This is a genomic window from Pseudomonas sp., assembly GCF_050739935.1.
In the GTDB taxonomy this organism is placed as follows: domain Bacteria; phylum Pseudomonadota; class Gammaproteobacteria; order Pseudomonadales; family Pseudomonadaceae; genus Aquipseudomonas.
The window spans coordinates 53,843-71,245 of record NZ_JBOICF010000099.1 but is presented as its reverse complement, the minus strand read 5'-3'; the positions used below and the strand labels follow the sequence as shown (position 1 = coordinate 71,245).

The window sequence follows — 17,403 nt, the reverse complement described above, 5'->3', positions numbered from 1 at the left end:
TGACCTCACGGATGGACGCGAAAAAAAATTTCAAAAAACATTCCCGAGAAAAGCAAAAGCCGGGGCACCTGGCCCCGGCTCGCACACTCACACCGATTTATACGCGTTCGAACACGGTGGTGATGCCTTGCCCCAGGCCGATACACATTGTGGCGACACCCAAAGTGCCGCCTTTCTGTTTCATGACATTGAGCAAGGTGCCGGAAATACGCGCTCCTGAGCAACCAAACGGGTGACCCAAAGCGATAGCGCCGCCGTGCAGGTTAACCTTCTGGTCCATCTTGTCGAGCACTTTCAAATCTTTCAGCACGGGCAGGGCCTGTGCGGCGAAAGCTTCGTTGAGCTCGAAGTAGTCGATGTCAGCGATGCTCAGACCCGCGCGCTTGAGCGCTTTCTGGGTCGCCGGAACCGGGCCGTACCCCATGATCGCAGGATCGACACCGGCCACTGCCATGGAGCGAATGACCGCCATTGGCTGAATGCCCAGATCCATCGCACGCTGGCCGGACATGACGATCATGCAGGAAGCACCGTCAGTGATCTGCGAAGACGTACCCGCGGTCACGGTACCACCTTTTGGATTGAACGCCGGCTTCAGGGCCGCGAGGCTTTCCAGGGTGGTTTCGGGCCGGATGGTCTCATCGAAGTCGTACATCTTCAGAAAGCCATTCTCGTCATACCCTTGCATCGGGATGATTTCGTCCTTGAAATTGCCCTCCACGGTCGCCTGATGCGCCAGACGGTGCGAACGCACACCGAACGCGTCCTGTGCCTCACGGGTGATGCCATGCATCTTGCCGAGCATCTCGGCGGTCAGCCCCATCATCCCCGAAGCCTTGGCCGCGTACAGCGACATGTGCGGGTTCGGATCGACACCGTGCATCATGCCGACGTGGCCCATGTGCTCGACACCACCGATGACGAAGACGTCACCGTTGTTGCTCATGATCGCCTGAGCTGCGGTGTGCAGCGCACTCATTGATGATCCACACAGGCGGCTGACGGTTTGCGCCGCCGAGGTGTGCGGGATCTGGGTCATCAGCGACGCCATGCGCGCGATGTTCCAGCCCTGCTCCAGGGTCTGGTTGACGCAGCCCCAGATCACGTCCTCGACTTCCGCCGGGTCGACCTTGCTGTTGCGCTCCAGCAATTTGCTGATCAGGTGCGCCGACATGTCTTCAGCGCGGGTGTTACGGTGCATGCCACCCTTGGAGCGGCCCATCGGAGTACGACCGAAGTCGACAATCACGACGTCTCTCGGATTCAAGCTCATATTCTCACCTGTTCGTTGGGCACTTAGCCGAAGAAACGCTGGCCGGTACTGGCCATTTCGCGCAGCTTCGCAGTGGGGTGGTACAAAGCGCCCAGATCAGCGTATTTGTCAGCCAGGGCAACGAATTCAGCGACACCGATCGAATCGATGTAACGCAGCGCACCGCCACGGAACGGAGGGAAACCAATGCCGTAGATCAGGCCCATGTCGGCCTCGGCTGCGGTATCGACGATGCCGTCTTCCAGGCAGCGCACGGTTTCCAGGCACAGCGGGATCATCATCCAGTTGATGATGTCCTCATCAGTGACTTCGCGCTGTTCGTAGATGACCGGCTTGAGCACTTCCAGCACAGAAGCGTCGACGACCTTCTTCGGCTTGCCCTTCTTGTCGGTCTCGTAGACGTAAAAGCCTTTGCCGTTCTTCTGGCCCAGGCGATCGGCGTCATACAACGCGTCGACAGCGGAGCGACGATCGTCTTTCATGCGGTCGGGAAAGCCTTCGGCCATTACATCGCGACCGTGGTGGCCGGTGTCGATGCCGACCACGTCCATCAGGTAGGCCGGGCCCATTGGCCAGCCGAACTTTTCCATGACCTTGTCGATGCGCACGAAGTCGACACCGGCGCTGACCAGTTTGGCGAATCCGCCGAAGTACGGGAACAGAATACGGTTGACCAGGAAGCCCGGACAGTCGTTGACCACGATTGGATTCTTGCCCATTTTCTTGGCGTAGGCGACGGTGGTCGCGACCGCGACTTCACTCGACTTCTCACCACGGATGACTTCCACCAGCGGCATCATGTGCACCGGATTGAAGAAGTGCATGCCGACGAAATTCTCAGGACGCTTGAGCGCCTTGGCCAACAGGCTGATGGAGATGGTCGAGGTGTTGGACGCCAGAATGGTGCCTTCGCCCACCTGCCCTTCCACTTCCGAGAGCACGGCCTGCTTGACCTTCGGATTCTCGACGACGGCTTCTACCACCAGATCCACGTGACCAAAATCGCCGTAGGACAGGGTCGGGCGAATCGCGTTCAGCGCTTCAGCCATCTTCGCCGGGGTCAGACGGCCTTTCTCGACGCGCTTGCCCAGAAGTTTGGAAGCCTCGTTCAAGCCCAGCTCGATGGCTTCTTCGCGAATGTCCTTCATCAGAATCGGCGTGCCTTTGACAGCCGACTGATAGGCGATGCCACCACCCATGATGCCTGCGCCGAGTACGGCAGCCTGCTTCACGTCCCTGGCGACTTCGTCGTAGATCTTGGCTTTCTTTTTCAGCTCCTGATCGTTCAGGAACAGACCAATCAGACTCTCGGCCGCCGACGTCTTGGCCATTTTCACGAAACCAGCCGCTTCAACTTCCAGCGCCTTGTCGCGAACGAAGTTCGCAGCTTTCTGGATGGTCTTGATCGCTTCGACCGGAGCCGGGTAGTTCGGACCGGCCTGACCGGCAACGAAACCCTTGGCGGTCTCAAAGGCCATCATCTGTTCGATGGCGTTCAGCTTCAGTTTATCCAGCTTCGGCTGACGCTTGGCCTTGAAGTCGAACTCGCCGGAAATGGCGCGTTTGATCAGGTCAAGCGCGGCTTCCTGCAGCTTGTCCGGAGCGACGACCGCATCCACGGCGCCCACTTTCAGGGCATCCTCGGCGCGGTTGTCCTTGCCCGAAGCGATCCACTCGACAGCGTTGTCCACCCCGATCAAACGCGGCAGGCGTACCGTGCCGCCGAAGCCAGGGTAAATACCCAGCTTGACTTCCGGCAGGCCGATCTTGGCGGTGGCAGACATCACGCGGAAGTCGGCCGCCAGGCACATTTCCAGACCACCACCCAGCGCGATGCCGTTGATCGCAGCCAGCGTCGGTACGTTGAGGTCTTCGAAGTCACTGAAGATTTTGTTCGCCTCAAGGTTACCGGCGACCAGTTCGGCGTCCGGTAGCTTGAAGTTATCGACGAATTCGGTGATGTCGGCTCCGACGATGAAAACGTCCTTGCCGCTGGTGACGATGACGCCCTTGATCGAACCGTCGGCCTTGATGGCATCGACAGCCTGGCGCAGATCATTGAGGGTGAGGCGGTTGAATTTGTTGACGGACTCACCCTTGAGGTCGAATTTCAATTCGACGATGCCACTTTCAAGAGCCTTAACCGTGATGGCTTTACCTTCGTAAATCATCAACTGATCTCCACGATATGGAAGCTGAACAATACGCGTCAGACGCTGAAATCCGGCGGCAAACAGAGACGCTTCCGTCAATGCGAACACCAAACGCCAGGCACCCCGTCGACGCGATTCGGGCGTCTGTCAGAGCATTCCTACGGCAAACGCTCAATTCATACGCCCGTTTGATTTGGGTGCGCCTACCTTCGGCCATATTCCAGCAATTGTCAATTCGCCAGGCAGCGGGCAAAACCGGCAAATCACAGGTAAAAGATACGTTTGATGAATGAGTATTCAGCCGAATGATTGCACTCAGCAGATCGCGGGGGCGATAAACGGGGGAAGCGACGACCGGTCGGCAAATGCCAAAAAATAACTGGATCCACGGCAGACAAATGCACCAATAAGGTCTACATTCAGCGCACTGCGCATCAAGACGGGTCGTTTTTTCAGAGAGGCAGTGAAACGAATCGGTACATCTTTTGCGGCATTGCACCGCAAAGCACCACGAATTACGGCCTGCCTGGCCAACCCCAGCCCGATGTTGCTATCGGGCTTTTTAATGCCTGCGATTCGGTCCTGAGGACAGCTCCCCCGATCACGCCAACGCCTTGAGCACTGCCGCAATACGCTGCAACACTTGCGCCTCGACCCTCTCCCCCCAATACAGCGCAACCAACTGCTTGCCCGCTTCGATCTTGTAGACGTCCGCTGGCAGCGTCCGGAAATGCGCGAGCAAGTGCGCATCCTCACATGCCTCGCGCCATTGATTGACCCAGTTTCCCGGCGTCATCTGCCAGTAGACCCAGGTATCGGGTTCACGAGTGGCGCGGGGCCGGTGATATTGTGCACACGGGCTGGGTGGCTGCACCGCCAGCCAATGCGGCCACTCCTGCGGAATTAACTGCATCGCTAGACCCATGCGTCGAGCCTCCATGCGCATGGCCATGCGGCCGCTCTGAGCACGGGACGGCCGCAGCCATACCAGAGGGCTCAAAACAACGGCAATGATTGACAGCACTATCCAGACCGTCATATCTGTATGCCCCCGCCGCGACGAGCGACGAGCAAAACACAAAGGCGTGCCATGAGGCGCGTGAAAAGAGCCATAATTAAAACCATCGCAGACCTCAGAAGGAACATCCCATGTCCTATGAACATATCCTGGTAGCCGTGGACCTCACTGAAGAGTGCGATCCGGTTATCAAGCGCGCAATGAACCTGGCCCTGGCCAGCGGGGCCAAGCTGTCATTGGTGCACATCGTCGAACCCATGGCCATGGCCTTTGGCGGCGATGTGCCGATGGACCTCTCGCAACTGCAGCAACAACAGTTCGATCAGGCCAAGGAAAAACTTGAAGCACTAAAACTCAAATACCCTGATGTCAAAACCGGCGACAGCCACCTGACCTATGGCCAGCCTCGCCAGGAAATTCACCAGTTGGCCAAGGAGCATCATGTCGACCTGATCGTGGTCGGCAGCCACGGCCGTCACGGCCTGTCGCTGCTGCTGGGCTCTACCGCCAATGATGTACTGCACGGCGCGCCTTGCGACGTGTTGGCAGTGCGACTGGTCAAACGCGCCGAGTGATGCGCCGGTAAAAACAAAAGCCCGAACCCTTGAAGGGGCTCGGGCTTTTTGTTGCAGCGCGTTACCAGATCACTCGTCCAGTTCGGCCCAGCGCTCTACCAATGCATCCAGTTCTTTATTCAACTGTTCCAGCGACGCCAGCACCCTCGCGGTTTCAGCAGCCGGACGTTGGTAAAAGGCCGGATCGGCAACTTCAGCCTCAACGGCCGCTATCTGCTGCTCCTTGGCATCGATTTCACCCGGCAATGCTTCCAGCTCGCGCTGAAGCTTGTAGCTGAGTTTCTTCCTGGCCGCTGGCGCCGCTTCCTGCGCCGGTGCGGGAGCTGCCGCAGGCTCGACGATCGCCGAGTTCAAGTCAGCTTTGCCAGACTTGCTTTCAGTCACACCCAAGAGGCGCGGCGAACCGCCCTGACGCAGCCAGTCCTGATAGCCACCGACGAACTCACGCACCTTGCCCTCGCCTTCGAACACCAGGGTGCTGGTGACGACGTTGTCGAGGAATGCCCGGTCGTGGCTGACCATCAGCACGGTGCCCTTGAAGGTCAACAGCACTTCTTCGAGCAGTTCGAGGGTTTCCACGTCCAGATCGTTGGTCGGTTCGTCGAGCACCAGCAGGTTGGCCGGCTTGCTGAATAGCTTGGCCAACAGCAAACGCGCACGCTCGCCACCCGACAGCGCCTTGACCGGTGTGCGTGCACGCTGCGGGCTGAACAGGAAATCGCCCAGATAGCTCAACACGTGGCGGCTTTGGCCGTCGATATCAATGAAGTCACGCCCTTCGGCGACGTTATCGATCACGGTCTTTTCGAGATCGAGCTGGTGACGCAACTGGTCAAAGTAGGCGACGTCCAGCCGCGTGCCCACTTCAACCGAACCACTGGTGGGCTTGAGGTTGTCGAGCATCAACTTGAGCAGTGTGGTCTTGCCGGTACCGTTGGCGCCCAGCAGGCCGATGCGGTCTTCGCGCTGCAGGACCATCGAGAAATCCTTGATCAGCATCGGACCGCCCGGGTGAGCAAAGCTGACGTTTTCCAGCACCATGACCTGCTTGCCGGATTTATCGGCGGTGTCCAGCTGGATGTTCGCCTTGCCGGTGCGTTCACGACGTTCGCCGCGCTCCACGCGCAAGGCCTTGAGGGCGCGCACGCGGCCTTCATTACGGGTCCGGCGAGCCTTGATGCCTTGACGAATCCAGACTTCTTCCTGCGCCAGACGCTTATCGAACAGGGCATTGGCGGTTTCTTCGGCCGCGAGCATCGCTTCCTTGTGTACCAGAAAGCTGGCGTAGTCGCCGTTCCAGTCGATCAAGCCGCCACGATCCAGTTCAAGGATGCGCGTGGCAAGGTTTTGCAGGAAGGACCGGTCGTGGGTGATGAACAACACCGCGCCCTGAAATTCCTTCAGTGCTTCTTCGAGCCAGGCGATGGCACCGATGTCCAGGTGGTTGGTCGGTTCGTCGAGCAGCAGCAGATCAGGCTCGGAAACCAGCGCCTGAGCCAGCAGCACGCGGCGACGCCAGCCGCCGGACAGCTCGGCGAGGGTCTTGTCGGCCGGCAGTTGCAGGCGGCTGAGGGTGCTGTCGACCAGTTGCTGCAGGCGCCAGCCGTCACGGGCTTCGAGGTCCGACTGCACGTGCATCAGTTTGTCGAGGTCTTCGGCGGTGACGATGTTCTGGCTTAAGTGGTGATATTCGGCGAGCAAGGCGCCTACGCCATCCAGCCCTTCAGCCACCACGTCGAATACGGTGCGGCCGTCGGCCACGGGCAATTCCTGTGGCAACTCGCCAATCTTCAGGCCTGGCGCACGCCAGACGCTGCCGTCATCGGGCAGTTGCACGCCTTTGACCAGCTTCAGCATGCTGGATTTGCCGGTGCCGTTACGGCCGATGATGCAGACCCGCTCTCCACGGGCGATCTGCCAGGACACCTTGTCCAACAACGGCATGGCGCCGAACGCAAGGGACACATCGCTGAATTTGAGCAGGGTCATGAGCTTCTCCAAAAACCGGGGGCGCATTCTACCTGAGATACGTGGGGATGGCTTCAAATCGTTATCCCAAGCCAACCCACTCCGCTTCAACTGCAACCATTTGTTTCCATCCACACCCCCCGACGAGTGAGCGCTTCAACCCGCGCTGGCAACAGGCTAAGCTAGCGACACTTTTCACGGTTCATCTGCACGGAAGTCTCATGCGCAGTCGTTTGTTCAGCCTTTTGTCCTGCCTGCTTCTGTCGGCCACCGTCGCCCAGTCCGTCCAAGCGGTCGATCTAACCACCCAACGTCAATACTACGATCAAGCCAAACGGGCACTGGCCAAGGGCGATGCCGGCCCGTATCGCATGTATGGCTCGGCACTGGCCGATTATCCGCTGGAGCCCTATCTGGCCTACGACGAGCTCACCGCCCGCCTGAACACCGCGAGTAACGACGAAGTCGAGCGCTTCCTCACCGAACATGGCGATCTGCCCCAAACCAACTTCATGAAGTTGCGCTGGCTGCGCCTGCTTGCATCACGTGGCGACTGGCAACCATTCGTCAAATATTACGACCCAAAACTCAATTTCAGCGAGCTGGACTGCCTGTATGGCTCCTACCAGCTCAGCCACAACCTGCGCTCGGAAGGCTACGCCAACGCCGAAAAGCTCTGGATGACCGGCAAGACCCTGCCGACTGCCTGCGATACCTTCTTCACCCAGTGGGCCGTTGAAGGCCAATTGACCGAACAGAAGCGCTGGCAGCGCGCCAAGCTGGCGGCGCAGGCGCGCAACTATGCGCTGGCCAACCAACTGGTCAACAGCATGACCACCCTCGCCCCTCAGGGCCGTTTGCTGATCGCCGTCGCCCAGAAGCCAGAGATGGTCAACAATCAGGGGCAATTCATGCCTGCCGATGAAGCCATGTCCGATGTGGTCGGTCTGGGCCTGCGCCGTTTGGCCAAGCAAGATCCGCAGCGGGCAATGGAGCTGCTGGACAGCTACTCCCCGATGCTGCACTTCTCCCATGAAGAGCAGGTGCAGATCGCCAAGGAAATCGGCCTGACTCTGGCGCGCAGCTATGACGACCGCGCCCTTGAAGTCATGACCAAATACGACCCGGATTTGCGCGACGACACCGTGACTGAGTGGCGACTGCGGCTTCTGCTGCGTCTTGGCCGCTGGAATGATGCCTACGAACTGACTCGTCGTTTGCCTCAGGATCTGGCCACCACCAACCGCTGGCGCTACTGGCAGGCCCGCTCCCTGGAGCTGTCGCAGCCCAACAGCCCGTTGCTGCCGGCGATGTACAAGGCGGTTTCCAAGGAGCGTGACTTCTACGGTTTCCTGGCAGCCGATCGCACGCAAACGCCTTACATGCTCAACAACAGGCCGCTGCCACTCAGTCAGGCCACCATCAACAAAGTGCGCAACACCCCCGGTGTACGCCGTGCGATGGAGTTCTACGAGCGGGGCGAAGTGGTTAACGGGCGCCGCGAGTGGTATCACGTGACCCGCCGCTTTACCCGCGACGAAATGGTCGCCCAGGCCAAACTGGCCTATGACATGCGCTGGTATTTCCCGGCCATTCGCACCATCAGTCAGGCTCAGTATTGGGATGACCTGGACATCCGCTTCCCGATGGCCCACCGCGATACATTGGTGCGCGAAGCGCAGCTCCGCGGTCTGCATTCCAGCTGGGTGTTCGCCATTACCCGCCAGGAAAGTGCATTCATGGATGACGCCCGCTCGGGTGTCGGTGCCAGCGGTCTGATGCAGCTGATGCCAGCGACAGCCAAGGAGACGGCTCGTAAATTCAGCATCCCGCTGGCCTCGCCCGCCCAGGTGCTGGACCCGGACAAGAATATTCAACTTGGCGCAGCCTATCTGAGCCAGGTCCATGCGCAATTCAATGGCAACCGAGTGCTGGCGTCGGCGGCCTATAACGCAGGTCCAGGTCGCGTACGGCAGTGGCTCAAGGGCGCGAACCATCTGGCATTCGACGTCTGGGTCGAAAGTATCCCGTTCGACGAAACCCGCCAGTATGTGCAGAACGTGCTTTCATATGCGGTGATCTACGGCCAGAAACTCAACGTGCCGCAGCCGCTGGTGGATTGGCATGAGCGGTTCTTCGACGATTTGTAATGCCCAATATCTGTAGAAGCCAGCTTGCTGGCGAATGCGGAGCGTCATTCAGCGACGATGTGCTGATATGACAGATTCGCCAGCAAGCCGGCTCCTACAGTGAAGAGGTCGTACGTCAGCTAGAACCCGACAGGACCTCACTCCAACACTTCAACCTCCATGCCCACCTCCACGATACCCGGCCCGTCGTTGACCATGTTCTGGCCGAACCAGACCTCTCCTTCTTTCTCGCGATAGGTCTTGAGCGTGCTCAACGGTTCACGGTCGTCGCTGCGTTCGCCGGTTGCAGGATCGATGGTGGTGAGGATGCAGCGCGAGCAGCCTTTGAGCAGGCGGAACTCCAGGTCGCCGATACGAATGCGCTTCCAGCCATCTTCAGCGAAAGCTTCAGCACCCTCCACAACCAGGTTCGGACGAAAGCGCAGCATTTCCTGAGGGCGGCCGATTCTGGCCGACAGATCATCCAGCGACGCCTGACCGATCAATAACAACGGGAAGCCATCGGCGAATCCGACTTTGTCATCCACAGTGCCATAGCCCGACGGCAACCAGCGGGCGCGTTCCTTGGGAATGTGTACCAGGCGGGTGGGTTTGCCAATGAAGTCGCTGACCCAACGCGCCGCTTCGTCGCCCGCGTCGGGCACGCGCAACGTGTCGCGCCAGACAGTGACACCCCGCAGATTGTCTTCGACATCCTGGGGAAGCGCGACATCCAGCGCTGAACTGCCTGGCGCCGACAGCGTCACGCCGCCCCTGTCGTTCCACAGCACCGAAAGCTGCGACATATGAGGCAAGGCGCGCTGAGTGAAAAAGCGCCCGTTACTCTCGTCCACCAGCATCCAGCGTCGATCACCGGTCAGGCCCAATTCATCGAAGCCAGCCTGTTGCAGCGGCTCTGCCTTGCAGGATTTCAGAGGGTATCGGTATAACGCGCTGAGGTGCAGCATGGACGTATCCTTATGGCTGAGCACAAAAACCACACTTTATAGGAGCCGTTGCGCCAGCGAACGATACAGATACAAAAAAGCCCCTCCATACAGCGAGGGGCTAAAAAACCTGGGTGGGCTTCAGTTGTCGAGCATCAGGCGTTCGCGTACGACATCCACCAGCTTGTCGGGCTGGAATTTGGACAGGAAGTTGTCGCAACCGACCTTCTTCACCATCGATTCGTTGAAACTGCCCGACAGCGACGTATGCAGGACGACGTACAGGCCGCGCAGGCGCGGATCATTGCGAATTTCGGTGGTCAACCGGTAGCCGTCCATTTCCGGCATTTCCGCATCAGTGAATACCATTAACAGCTTGTCGGTCATCACTTCGCCGCTGTCGGCCCAACCCTTGAGTACGTTCAGTGCCTTGAGACCGTCGCTGGCCACGTGCATCTTCACGCCGAGCTGTCCGAGGGTGTCACGCAACTGTGAGAGCGCGACGTTGGAGTCATCCACCAGCAGCACTTCACGCCCACGAGCCCGGGCCAGCACCGGATCTTCGAGTTTGTCGCGGGATACCTTGGCGTTGTACGGAACGATCTCGGCGAGCACTTTCTCGACGTCGATGATCTCGACCAGTTGATCGTCCACCTTGCTGATGGCGGTCAGGTAATGTTGCCGTCCCGCACTGCCTGGAGGTGGCAGGATGGCTTCCCAGTTCATGTTGACGATGCGGTCGACGCCGCCCACCAGAAACGCCTGAACGGAACGGTTGTATTCGGTGACGATGATGGTGCTCGACGGGCCTGGTACCAACGGGCGCATGCCGATCGCCTGGGACAGGTCAATGACCGGCAGCGTCTGCCCACGCAGGTTGACCACGCCACAGACGAACGGATGACGCTGGGGCATCAGGGTCAATTTGGGCAACTGCAGCACTTCCTGCACCTTGAACACGTTGATCGCGAACAATTGTCGACCGGCCAGACGGAACATGAGAAGTTCCAGGCGGTTCTCACCCACCAGTTGTGTACGTTGGTCTACCGTGTCGAGAATGCCAGCCATCTGTTGCTCCTGGAGCAGGGTTCTAGTGAGTCCGCTTATCGTTTATCGGCAGCGACGGCGCAGACCTTAATGCTGAAAAAAATGCCCGAGGGGCATAATTGATATCACATTAGCATCATGCTTTACTCACGGGTATCCGGTCCGTTCAAGTGGCGAATCAGAAGCGCGCTCGATAATGGCTTTCTGCCTGATCTGGATGAAAATGCCGAGATGCGCCTAGGGGCATTCCTTAGCCACAATCAGGGGACACCTGATGTCCCCGGTTTCTAATAGCCATTATTGTGACGTCATTCTCACTGAATGAATGGAGTCAAGTATGTGGTCGCGCTCGCGGAACCTGTCGACGCCCCCGTCAAACCCGTGATCACGGACCCGATAGTCGCGCACGCCGGGTGGGGTATTGCAGGCGACCATGTCTCGTCTGCGGCAAACAAATCGCAATATTCGGAAACGCCCTACAGACTTTCCCTTGCCTTCGACATTAACTTTGGGCCACTCGCCCCGCGCGATCCTGGATCGCTATCCATGAAGAGTGGAGATTTCACATGCTGAACGGCAATGAATGGCAGCAACTGCACGGCGATTTTCTCGGTGATACCCACCACTTGCTGAACCGCGCCGACGAATGCCTGAGCCACCTGGAATTAATCAGCGACGACAAAGACGCGATCGAATGCCTGCTGGGCACGCTGCAAGAGATCGCCGACAAGGCCGATGTCGCCGCTGTGCCGTCCATTGCCGGATTCGCCAGACAACTTCGCTATCTGCTGTATTTCAGCGCAGCCGGGCGTTTGCTTCCAAAAGCGCTGGCGTCCTTGCGCCAATGCCTGGCCCTGCTGTCTTGGCAGGTTGAGCTGGTCGACCCGCTCACCGGCCTGCTGCCTTTGGATGACAGCGAGCAACAGGAGCTACTGGAGCAGTTCGGTTGCTGCTGCGGAATCGGCCAACCGGAAAGCAGCTGCTCCGTTTCAGTGGAATGGACAGTGCCCACAGCGGTCACCCATTCTGAATCCGGCGTCGGCGAACGTGCCGATCGCTCCACGTTTTGAATCCGTTTCGGCGATGGGCCCTGGTGAACCCATCGACCGCGGGCGACATGCTTGAAAACCACAAGTCCGCTTTCATTGACGGGATCATCGCCAACCCGACCTTTGCGCGAGTTTCAGTTACATGGCAACTTGGTAATCTGCGGGCTGGAAGTTGCAGCAATCAACAACTCGCAATATCGAGAAACGCCTGTTGACTTTGATTAGCACTATCGTTCCATAAGAAAACCTGACTTACACGGCAATATTTGCCAAGGGTTATTTACAGTTAGCGCTTAATCAAACCGCTATTTAAGGTAAGATCGGCGGCCGCGAATGCAGGTGACTTGTCTGTAATCGAATAACCTTGATGAAAGTCGAACATGGACTTTCGTACACACGTAAACAGTGAACAGGCGCGGCGTCGCCGTGTTGACTCGCTTAAAGTGACCTGACAATGAACACTCAGGTATCCGCAACGATTATCCGACGGCTTCATCCGCTATGCATGGCAGCAGCAAGACCTTCAAGTTACGGCCTATGAGCCCCAACAAAGCGATGGGGTGGGTTGCGATTGTCTGTCTGGGGACAACCGCGTGTAACACTGCCGCCTGGCTCTTCAATGGCAGCGTGCTATGGCCATTGCTCAACGTCGTGGTGTTCCTGATCTGCTGGTACGGCATGAGCCGTCCCAACCAGACGATCCAGTTTCAACCTCATGAATTGGCAGACCACATGTTGCAGGTCCAGGAAACCGAGCGCCATCGCCTGAGCCGCGAGTTGCATGACGATATTGGCCAGATGCTGACAGCCGCCAAGTTAAAGAGTGTATGGGTGCAACGTCGCGCTTCCGAAGACCTGCACCCACACTGCGTCATGCTTAACAGCATCCTCGATGAAACCCTGGCCAAAGTGCGAGATGTATCGGCCATTCTCAATCCCCGGCAGTTGGCCAGTCTTGGTCTGGAAGCCAGTCTGCGCGCGCATCTGGTACAGACGCTGGCCGACACGCCGATCCTCTGGAGCCTCGAATGCCGGCAGCGACTGGCCGGTATTCCGGAGGAGATGGCGGTCGCCGCGTTTCGGATTACCCAGGAAGCGGTCACCAATATGCTGCGCCATGCCCAGGCTAAGAACCTGCTGGTGCGTATCCAGCGACTGCCCGAAGGGCTCGCGCTGAGCATTTCCGATGATGGGCTCGGCTTTTCACCGGCGCTCGATCCCGGCGCGCAAGGCCAACGAGGCATGGCGGGCATGGCCGAGCGGGCCGCTTTGCTCGGCGGACACGTCACCGTCGACAGTGAACCAGGCCACGGCACTCATATTAAGGCTCTGTTCCCCTGGGCTCCCCGTGCCCGCGAACGTGCTGACATAAGTAAGCATTCATGATCTGCAATCTTCTTCTGGTCGACGACCACGCCTTGATTCGCGCCGGCGTGCGGGCACTGGTGTCCGACATCCCCGGTTATCAGGTGATTGGCGAAGCTGCCGATGGCGAGCAATTGCTGGAGATGACGCTGGACCTCAAGCCGGACATCATCCTGCTCGATATTTCCATGAAGGACAGCAATGGGCTTGATGCCCTGGAACGGCTGCACCATGCCCTGCCCCACAGCAAAGTGCTGATTCTGTCCATGCACACCGATCCACAGATGATCATGCGAGCCCTCGAAGGCGGAGCCCATGGCTACCTGCTCAAGGACGCCACTGCCACGGAGATCGAACAGGCGCTCGACGCGTTACGCAATGACGAACGCTATTTGAGTCCGGCCATTGCCCATACGGTGATCAATCAGGCACTGGTCGGCGCCCAGTCGAGCAAGGTCGAAGCGGCTGAAAACCATAATCTCACCGCGCGACAGCTGGAGATCCTGCGCTTGATCGTGCGCGGAAAATCCACCAGGGAGATCGCCAACGGTCTGGACTTGAGCATCAAGACCGTCGAAACCCACCGCTCGCAGATCATGAAACGCTTGCAGATCTACGACGTGGCGGGGTTGGTGTTGTTTTGCGTCCGGGAGCAGATCATCAGCCTGGATGATTGATGCCTTCCCGCCCGGCGTGCATTTTTCGGCGTAGAAGCGAGGCTCGGGTGTGGGCAACCTGGCTTTGTAGCAACACGGCCTGCAGGTGGTAGCGATTGCGTTGACGCCACGGCTGCAAGCCGAGCTGCTATAGGGGTGTGTAATCACTCGATCCGCTTGGCCCCGCCAAGCAGCGGCGAATGCGCCGGCAGATGAATGCGCAGCGCTGCGGGCCGCGCTTCGAAGCGCAATTTTTCGCCACGTAGCGGCTCGCCATCCAGATTGATATCCAGCCCCTGAACCGATTTCAGCTCAACCCAGGGCAGCCGCGCCCGGACGAACAGGTTATCGATGCCCAGTCCACCCTCGAGCAGGCTCTTCAGTGTGCCGACCACTTCCTGCGGTGCCGGCAGAATACTGATATCGAGCAAGCCATCATCGGCCAGCGCGGTGGGACACAACGGGTGCCCGCCTCCTGCCTGTCGGCCATTGCCGATGCCAAGAGCAAGAAGGTCGCCACGCCAGTGGAAATCCGGACCGTTCAATTCGCCGTAAGCGGCTTTCAATTCGCTGAAACGCGATAAACCGGTGAACAGATATGCGGCCCCACCGAGTACCTTCTTCAAGTCCTCGGACGTATTGGCTGTCACCTGACTGCCGAACCCGCCCGTGGCCATGTTGAGAAACAGCTGGCCGTCCACCGACCCCATGTCAACCGTGCGCGCGGGTACATCCAGAAGGTCCAGCGCCCGCTCGATGTCCAACGGCACGCCGGCCGACCGCGCAAAATCGTTGGCCGTGCCCAAGGGCAGGATGATCAGGCTGGCATCGCTATGGGCCAGAGCCAATGCCTCAGCGATATCCCGAAGTGTGCCATCGCCCCCGCCCGCGATGATCTGACGGTGACCGGCGTTCAACGCTTCTGTCACCAGGCGCTGGGCATCACCGGCTTCCCATGTCACGCGTACGTCGAGGTCCCAACCATGCGTGCGCTTGCGCCGCACAGCATTGCGCACGTCATCGTTGAGCGCCTGCTTACCATGAAGAATCAATACTGCCCTGCGCTCCGTCATATGCCTTCCTTCTAGGTTTGCGATTCATTGCGTCAGATGTTGACCCCAAGCCCTCAGGAAAAAGCCCTCGAAGCGATATTTTTTATCTCCAGGGCTTTCCTCTGAGCGCTTGAACCATCGGATCGGGTTCACCGCTTGATGTCCAACGGCGCCGACAAGGACACGCATGTGGGCTCTTTGTGGCTGCCCTCACTATGACAGTGCCTGCCTCAGCGGCTTTACTCTGCTGAACACTCGTTTGAGGGATTACCAAGCTGCATCCGGAGTGATCGAGCGCCGAATCCGGAATGAATGGGATTTTTTCTCATCGGTGGGGATTGAAATCCGGTTCAAAGGAGCGCTTAATCGACAATATATTGGCTTTTCCTGACAAATAACTGGGAAAAGTCATAATTTTGACTTGTATGGCGTCTTCCAGCTTGAATACATCGAAAAACCGGTTCGTCTGGTTCGATCCATACATCCTTCTGCGCACTGTTGCGGCAGTGCTCTTCTCTCGCGAGGCTTATTGATGGGCACTTTAATTCCCTGCATTATCGCCGGCGGCGCCGGCACCCGGTTGTGGCCAGTCTCTCGGGAGGCAATGCCCAAACCTTTCATGCGACTGCCCGACGGCGAAAGCCTGCTGCAGAAAACCTTCAACCGCGCCAGCGGCCTGCCAGGCGTACAGAGCCTGCTAACGGTCACCAACCGCGAAGTGTATTTCCGCACCGTCGACGACTATCGACTGCTGAACAAGCACAAGCTTCACCTGGATTTCATGCTGGAGCCGTTCGGCCGCAACACCGCCCCGGCCATCGCTGCCGCGGCTTTGCATGTGCAAGACTTGCATGGTGACGATGCCCAACTGTTAATCCTCCCCGCCGATCAGTTGATCAACGATCTCGACGCTTTCGCCGACGCCGTCACAGCGGCGCGGGCGCTCTGCGACGACGGCTGGCTGGTGACCTTCGGCCTGATTCCGACCCGCGCCGAAACCGGCTTTGGCTACATCGAAAAAGGCCAGGCGTTGAACGACAGGGGCTATCAGGTCGCCCGTTTCGTCGAGAAACCGGATGCGGCTACCGCCAGGGAATACCTCGACGGCGGCCTGCACCTGTGGAACGCCGGGATGTTCTGCATGCGCGTCGACGTGCTGTTGCGCGAACTGGAAACCCATGCGCCGGAAGTGTTGACCGCCGTGCGTCAGTGTCTGGCGCAGTGCAAAAGCAAGGAAGGCAATAACGAGCTGCAGATGGAACTGGATGCCGCCACGTTCGCCCAAGTGCCCGACATCTCCATCGACTACGCGCTGATGGAACGCTCGCAAAAAGTCGCGGTAGTGCCCTGCGAACTGGACTGGAGCGACATCGGCTCGTGGCAGGCGATTCGCGAGCTGGCCCCGGCCGACGTCAACGGCAACCAGTTCAACGGCCAGGTGGTGCTGCACGATGTCACCAACTGTTATATCGATTCGAAGAAACGCCTGGTCGGCGCCGTGGGCCTGGACAATCTGATCATCATCGACACCCCGGACGCGCTGCTGATCGCCGACGCCGAGCGTACTCAGGAGGTCAAACTGATCGCTCAAGAACTCAAGCGCCAGGGCCACCCGGCATACCTGCTGCACAATACCGTGACTCGTCCCTGGGGCACATACACGGTGCTGGAAGAAGGCAAGCGCTTCAAGATCAAACGCATCGTGGTCAAGCCCCAGGGATCGTTGTCGCTGCAGATGCACCATCACCGCAGCGAGCACTGGATCGTGGTCAGCGGCATGGCCCGGGTCACCAACGGCGAGCGCGAATTCATGCTCGACACCAACGAATCGACCTTCATCAAGCCCGGTCATGTCCATCGCCTGGTCAATCCGGGGGTCATCGATCTGGTGATGATCGAAGTCCAGAGCGGCGAGTATCTGGGCGAGGACGACATCGTGCGTTTCACCGATATCTATGGCCGCGTTCCCGACGCTGCGAACGTCTGATCATCACGTCCACCGGGAAGGGCCGTGCATGTCGCGGCCATCGACCCAGCGAGGCATCCGCGACACCCGACCGTGGCATCGAACGCATTGGATTAGGCAGTACCGCCGACATGACTGCTTTACCCGCAAGGGAGCCGTATTCATGCATGACAGGAGTTTTGGACCAAGGAACGACACGCTGGTG

At 58.8% G+C, this 17,403-nt stretch carries 12 protein-coding genes and 1 pseudogene; 6 read left to right on the top strand and 7 right to left on the bottom strand.

The window, feature by feature from the left end:
- Positions 1 to 97: 97 nt before the first annotated feature.
- The 3 genes from fadA to ACRER8_RS19855 form a co-directional block, all read right to left on the bottom strand.
- Entirely contained in the window at positions 98 to 1,273 is a 1,176-nt protein-coding gene (gene fadA, locus ACRER8_RS19865; RefSeq protein WP_166597308.1) for an acetyl-CoA C-acyltransferase FadA, read from the bottom strand.
- A gap of 23 nt (positions 1,274 to 1,296) precedes the next feature.
- Positions 1,297 to 3,444, bottom strand: a complete 2,148-nt coding sequence (gene fadB, locus ACRER8_RS19860; RefSeq protein ID WP_431747907.1) for a fatty acid oxidation complex subunit alpha FadB — start codon at positions 3,442 to 3,444, stop codon at positions 1,297 to 1,299.
- A 583-nt stretch (positions 3,445 to 4,027) separates the two neighbouring features.
- Positions 4,028 to 4,465: a hypothetical protein gene (locus ACRER8_RS19855; protein ID WP_431747906.1), complete on the bottom strand. Its 438-nt coding sequence runs from the start codon at positions 4,463 to 4,465 to the stop codon at positions 4,028 to 4,030.
- Between the two features lie 110 nt (positions 4,466 to 4,575).
- On the opposite strand from ACRER8_RS19855, the gene ACRER8_RS19850 reads away from it, so the two are divergent.
- Positions 4,576 to 5,019 (top strand): universal stress protein, encoded by a 444-nt coding sequence (locus tag ACRER8_RS19850; RefSeq protein WP_431747905.1) that lies wholly within the window; start codon positions 4,576 to 4,578, stop codon positions 5,017 to 5,019.
- A 69-nt stretch (positions 5,020 to 5,088) separates the two neighbouring features.
- Here ACRER8_RS19850 and ACRER8_RS19845 read toward each other — a convergent pair whose 3' ends face one another.
- The gene (locus ACRER8_RS19845) at positions 5,089 to 7,008 is read right to left on the bottom strand and encodes an ATP-binding cassette domain-containing protein (protein ID WP_431747904.1); all 1,920 of its coding nucleotides are present in this window, start codon (positions 7,006 to 7,008) and stop codon (positions 5,089 to 5,091) included.
- Positions 7,009 to 7,208: 200 nt separating this feature from the next.
- On the opposite strand from ACRER8_RS19845, the gene ACRER8_RS19840 reads away from it, so the two are divergent.
- On the top strand, positions 7,209 to 9,137 hold the full coding sequence (locus ACRER8_RS19840; protein ID WP_431747903.1) for a transglycosylase SLT domain-containing protein: 1,929 nt from the start codon (positions 7,209 to 7,211) through the stop codon (positions 9,135 to 9,137).
- A 137-nt stretch (positions 9,138 to 9,274) separates the two neighbouring features.
- Here the strand turns inward: ACRER8_RS19840 and ACRER8_RS19835 are convergent, their stop codons facing one another.
- Together ACRER8_RS19835 and ACRER8_RS19830 are read right to left on the bottom strand one after the other, a co-directional pair.
- Complete coding sequence (locus ACRER8_RS19835; RefSeq protein ID WP_431747902.1) at positions 9,275 to 10,084, bottom strand: MOSC domain-containing protein; 810 nt, start codon at positions 10,082 to 10,084, stop codon at positions 9,275 to 9,277.
- Between the two features lie 120 nt (positions 10,085 to 10,204).
- Complete coding sequence (locus ACRER8_RS19830; RefSeq protein ID WP_431747901.1) at positions 10,205 to 11,131, bottom strand: chemotaxis protein CheV; 927 nt, start codon at positions 11,129 to 11,131, stop codon at positions 10,205 to 10,207.
- A 545-nt stretch (positions 11,132 to 11,676) separates the two neighbouring features.
- Here ACRER8_RS19830 and ACRER8_RS19825 point away from each other — a divergent pair.
- The 3 genes and pseudogenes from ACRER8_RS19825 to ACRER8_RS19815 form a co-directional block, all read left to right on the top strand.
- Positions 11,677 to 12,051: pseudogene (locus ACRER8_RS19825) on the top strand (hypothetical protein); the annotation flags it as partial.
- Between the two features lie 645 nt (positions 12,052 to 12,696).
- On the top strand, positions 12,697 to 13,545 hold the full coding sequence (locus ACRER8_RS19820; RefSeq protein WP_431747900.1) for a sensor histidine kinase: 849 nt from the start codon (positions 12,697 to 12,699) through the stop codon (positions 13,543 to 13,545).
- Positions 13,542 to 14,201, top strand: coding sequence for a response regulator (locus tag ACRER8_RS19815; RefSeq protein ID WP_431747899.1), 660 nt, complete (start codon positions 13,542 to 13,544; stop codon positions 14,199 to 14,201). Before ACRER8_RS19820 ends, ACRER8_RS19815 begins: the two co-directional genes overlap by 4 nt.
- 143 nt (positions 14,202 to 14,344) lie before the next feature.
- Here the strand turns inward: ACRER8_RS19815 and yegS are convergent, their stop codons facing one another.
- Positions 14,345 to 15,253, bottom strand: coding sequence for a lipid kinase YegS (gene yegS, locus ACRER8_RS19810; RefSeq protein ID WP_431747898.1), 909 nt, complete (start codon positions 15,251 to 15,253; stop codon positions 14,345 to 14,347).
- Between the two features lie 511 nt (positions 15,254 to 15,764).
- On the opposite strand from yegS, the gene ACRER8_RS19805 reads away from it, so the two are divergent.
- Positions 15,765 to 17,219 (top strand): mannose-1-phosphate guanylyltransferase/mannose-6-phosphate isomerase, encoded by a 1,455-nt coding sequence (locus ACRER8_RS19805; RefSeq protein WP_431747897.1) that lies wholly within the window; start codon positions 15,765 to 15,767, stop codon positions 17,217 to 17,219.
- Positions 17,220 to 17,403 lie beyond the last annotated feature (184 nt).

Bases quoted from the DNA above. Each gene is read 5' to 3' on its own strand.
- fadA (WP_166597308.1), bottom strand. From the start codon at position 1,273: ATGAGCTTGAATCCGAGAGACGTCGTGATTGTCGACTTCGGTCGTACT.
- fadB (WP_431747907.1), bottom strand. From the start codon at position 3,444: ATGATTTACGAAGGTAAAGCCATCACGGTTAAGGCTCTTGAAAGTGGC.
- ACRER8_RS19855 (WP_431747906.1), bottom strand. From the start codon at position 4,465: ATGACGGTCTGGATAGTGCTGTCAATCATTGCCGTTGTTTTGAGCCCT.
- ACRER8_RS19850 (WP_431747905.1), top strand. From the start codon at position 4,576: ATGTCCTATGAACATATCCTGGTAGCCGTGGACCTCACTGAAGAGTGC.
- ACRER8_RS19845 (WP_431747904.1), bottom strand. From the start codon at position 7,008: ATGACCCTGCTCAAATTCAGCGATGTGTCCCTTGCGTTCGGCGCCATG.
- ACRER8_RS19840 (WP_431747903.1), top strand. From the start codon at position 7,209: ATGCGCAGTCGTTTGTTCAGCCTTTTGTCCTGCCTGCTTCTGTCGGCC.
- ACRER8_RS19835 (WP_431747902.1), bottom strand. From the start codon at position 10,084: ATGCTGCACCTCAGCGCGTTATACCGATACCCTCTGAAATCCTGCAAG.
- ACRER8_RS19830 (WP_431747901.1), bottom strand. From the start codon at position 11,131: ATGGCTGGCATTCTCGACACGGTAGACCAACGTACACAACTGGTGGGT.
- ACRER8_RS19820 (WP_431747900.1), top strand. From the start codon at position 12,697: ATGAGCCCCAACAAAGCGATGGGGTGGGTTGCGATTGTCTGTCTGGGG.
- ACRER8_RS19815 (WP_431747899.1), top strand. From the start codon at position 13,542: ATGATCTGCAATCTTCTTCTGGTCGACGACCACGCCTTGATTCGCGCC.
- yegS (WP_431747898.1), bottom strand. From the start codon at position 15,253: ATGACGGAGCGCAGGGCAGTATTGATTCTTCATGGTAAGCAGGCGCTC.
- ACRER8_RS19805 (WP_431747897.1), top strand. From the start codon at position 15,765: ATGGGCACTTTAATTCCCTGCATTATCGCCGGCGGCGCCGGCACCCGG.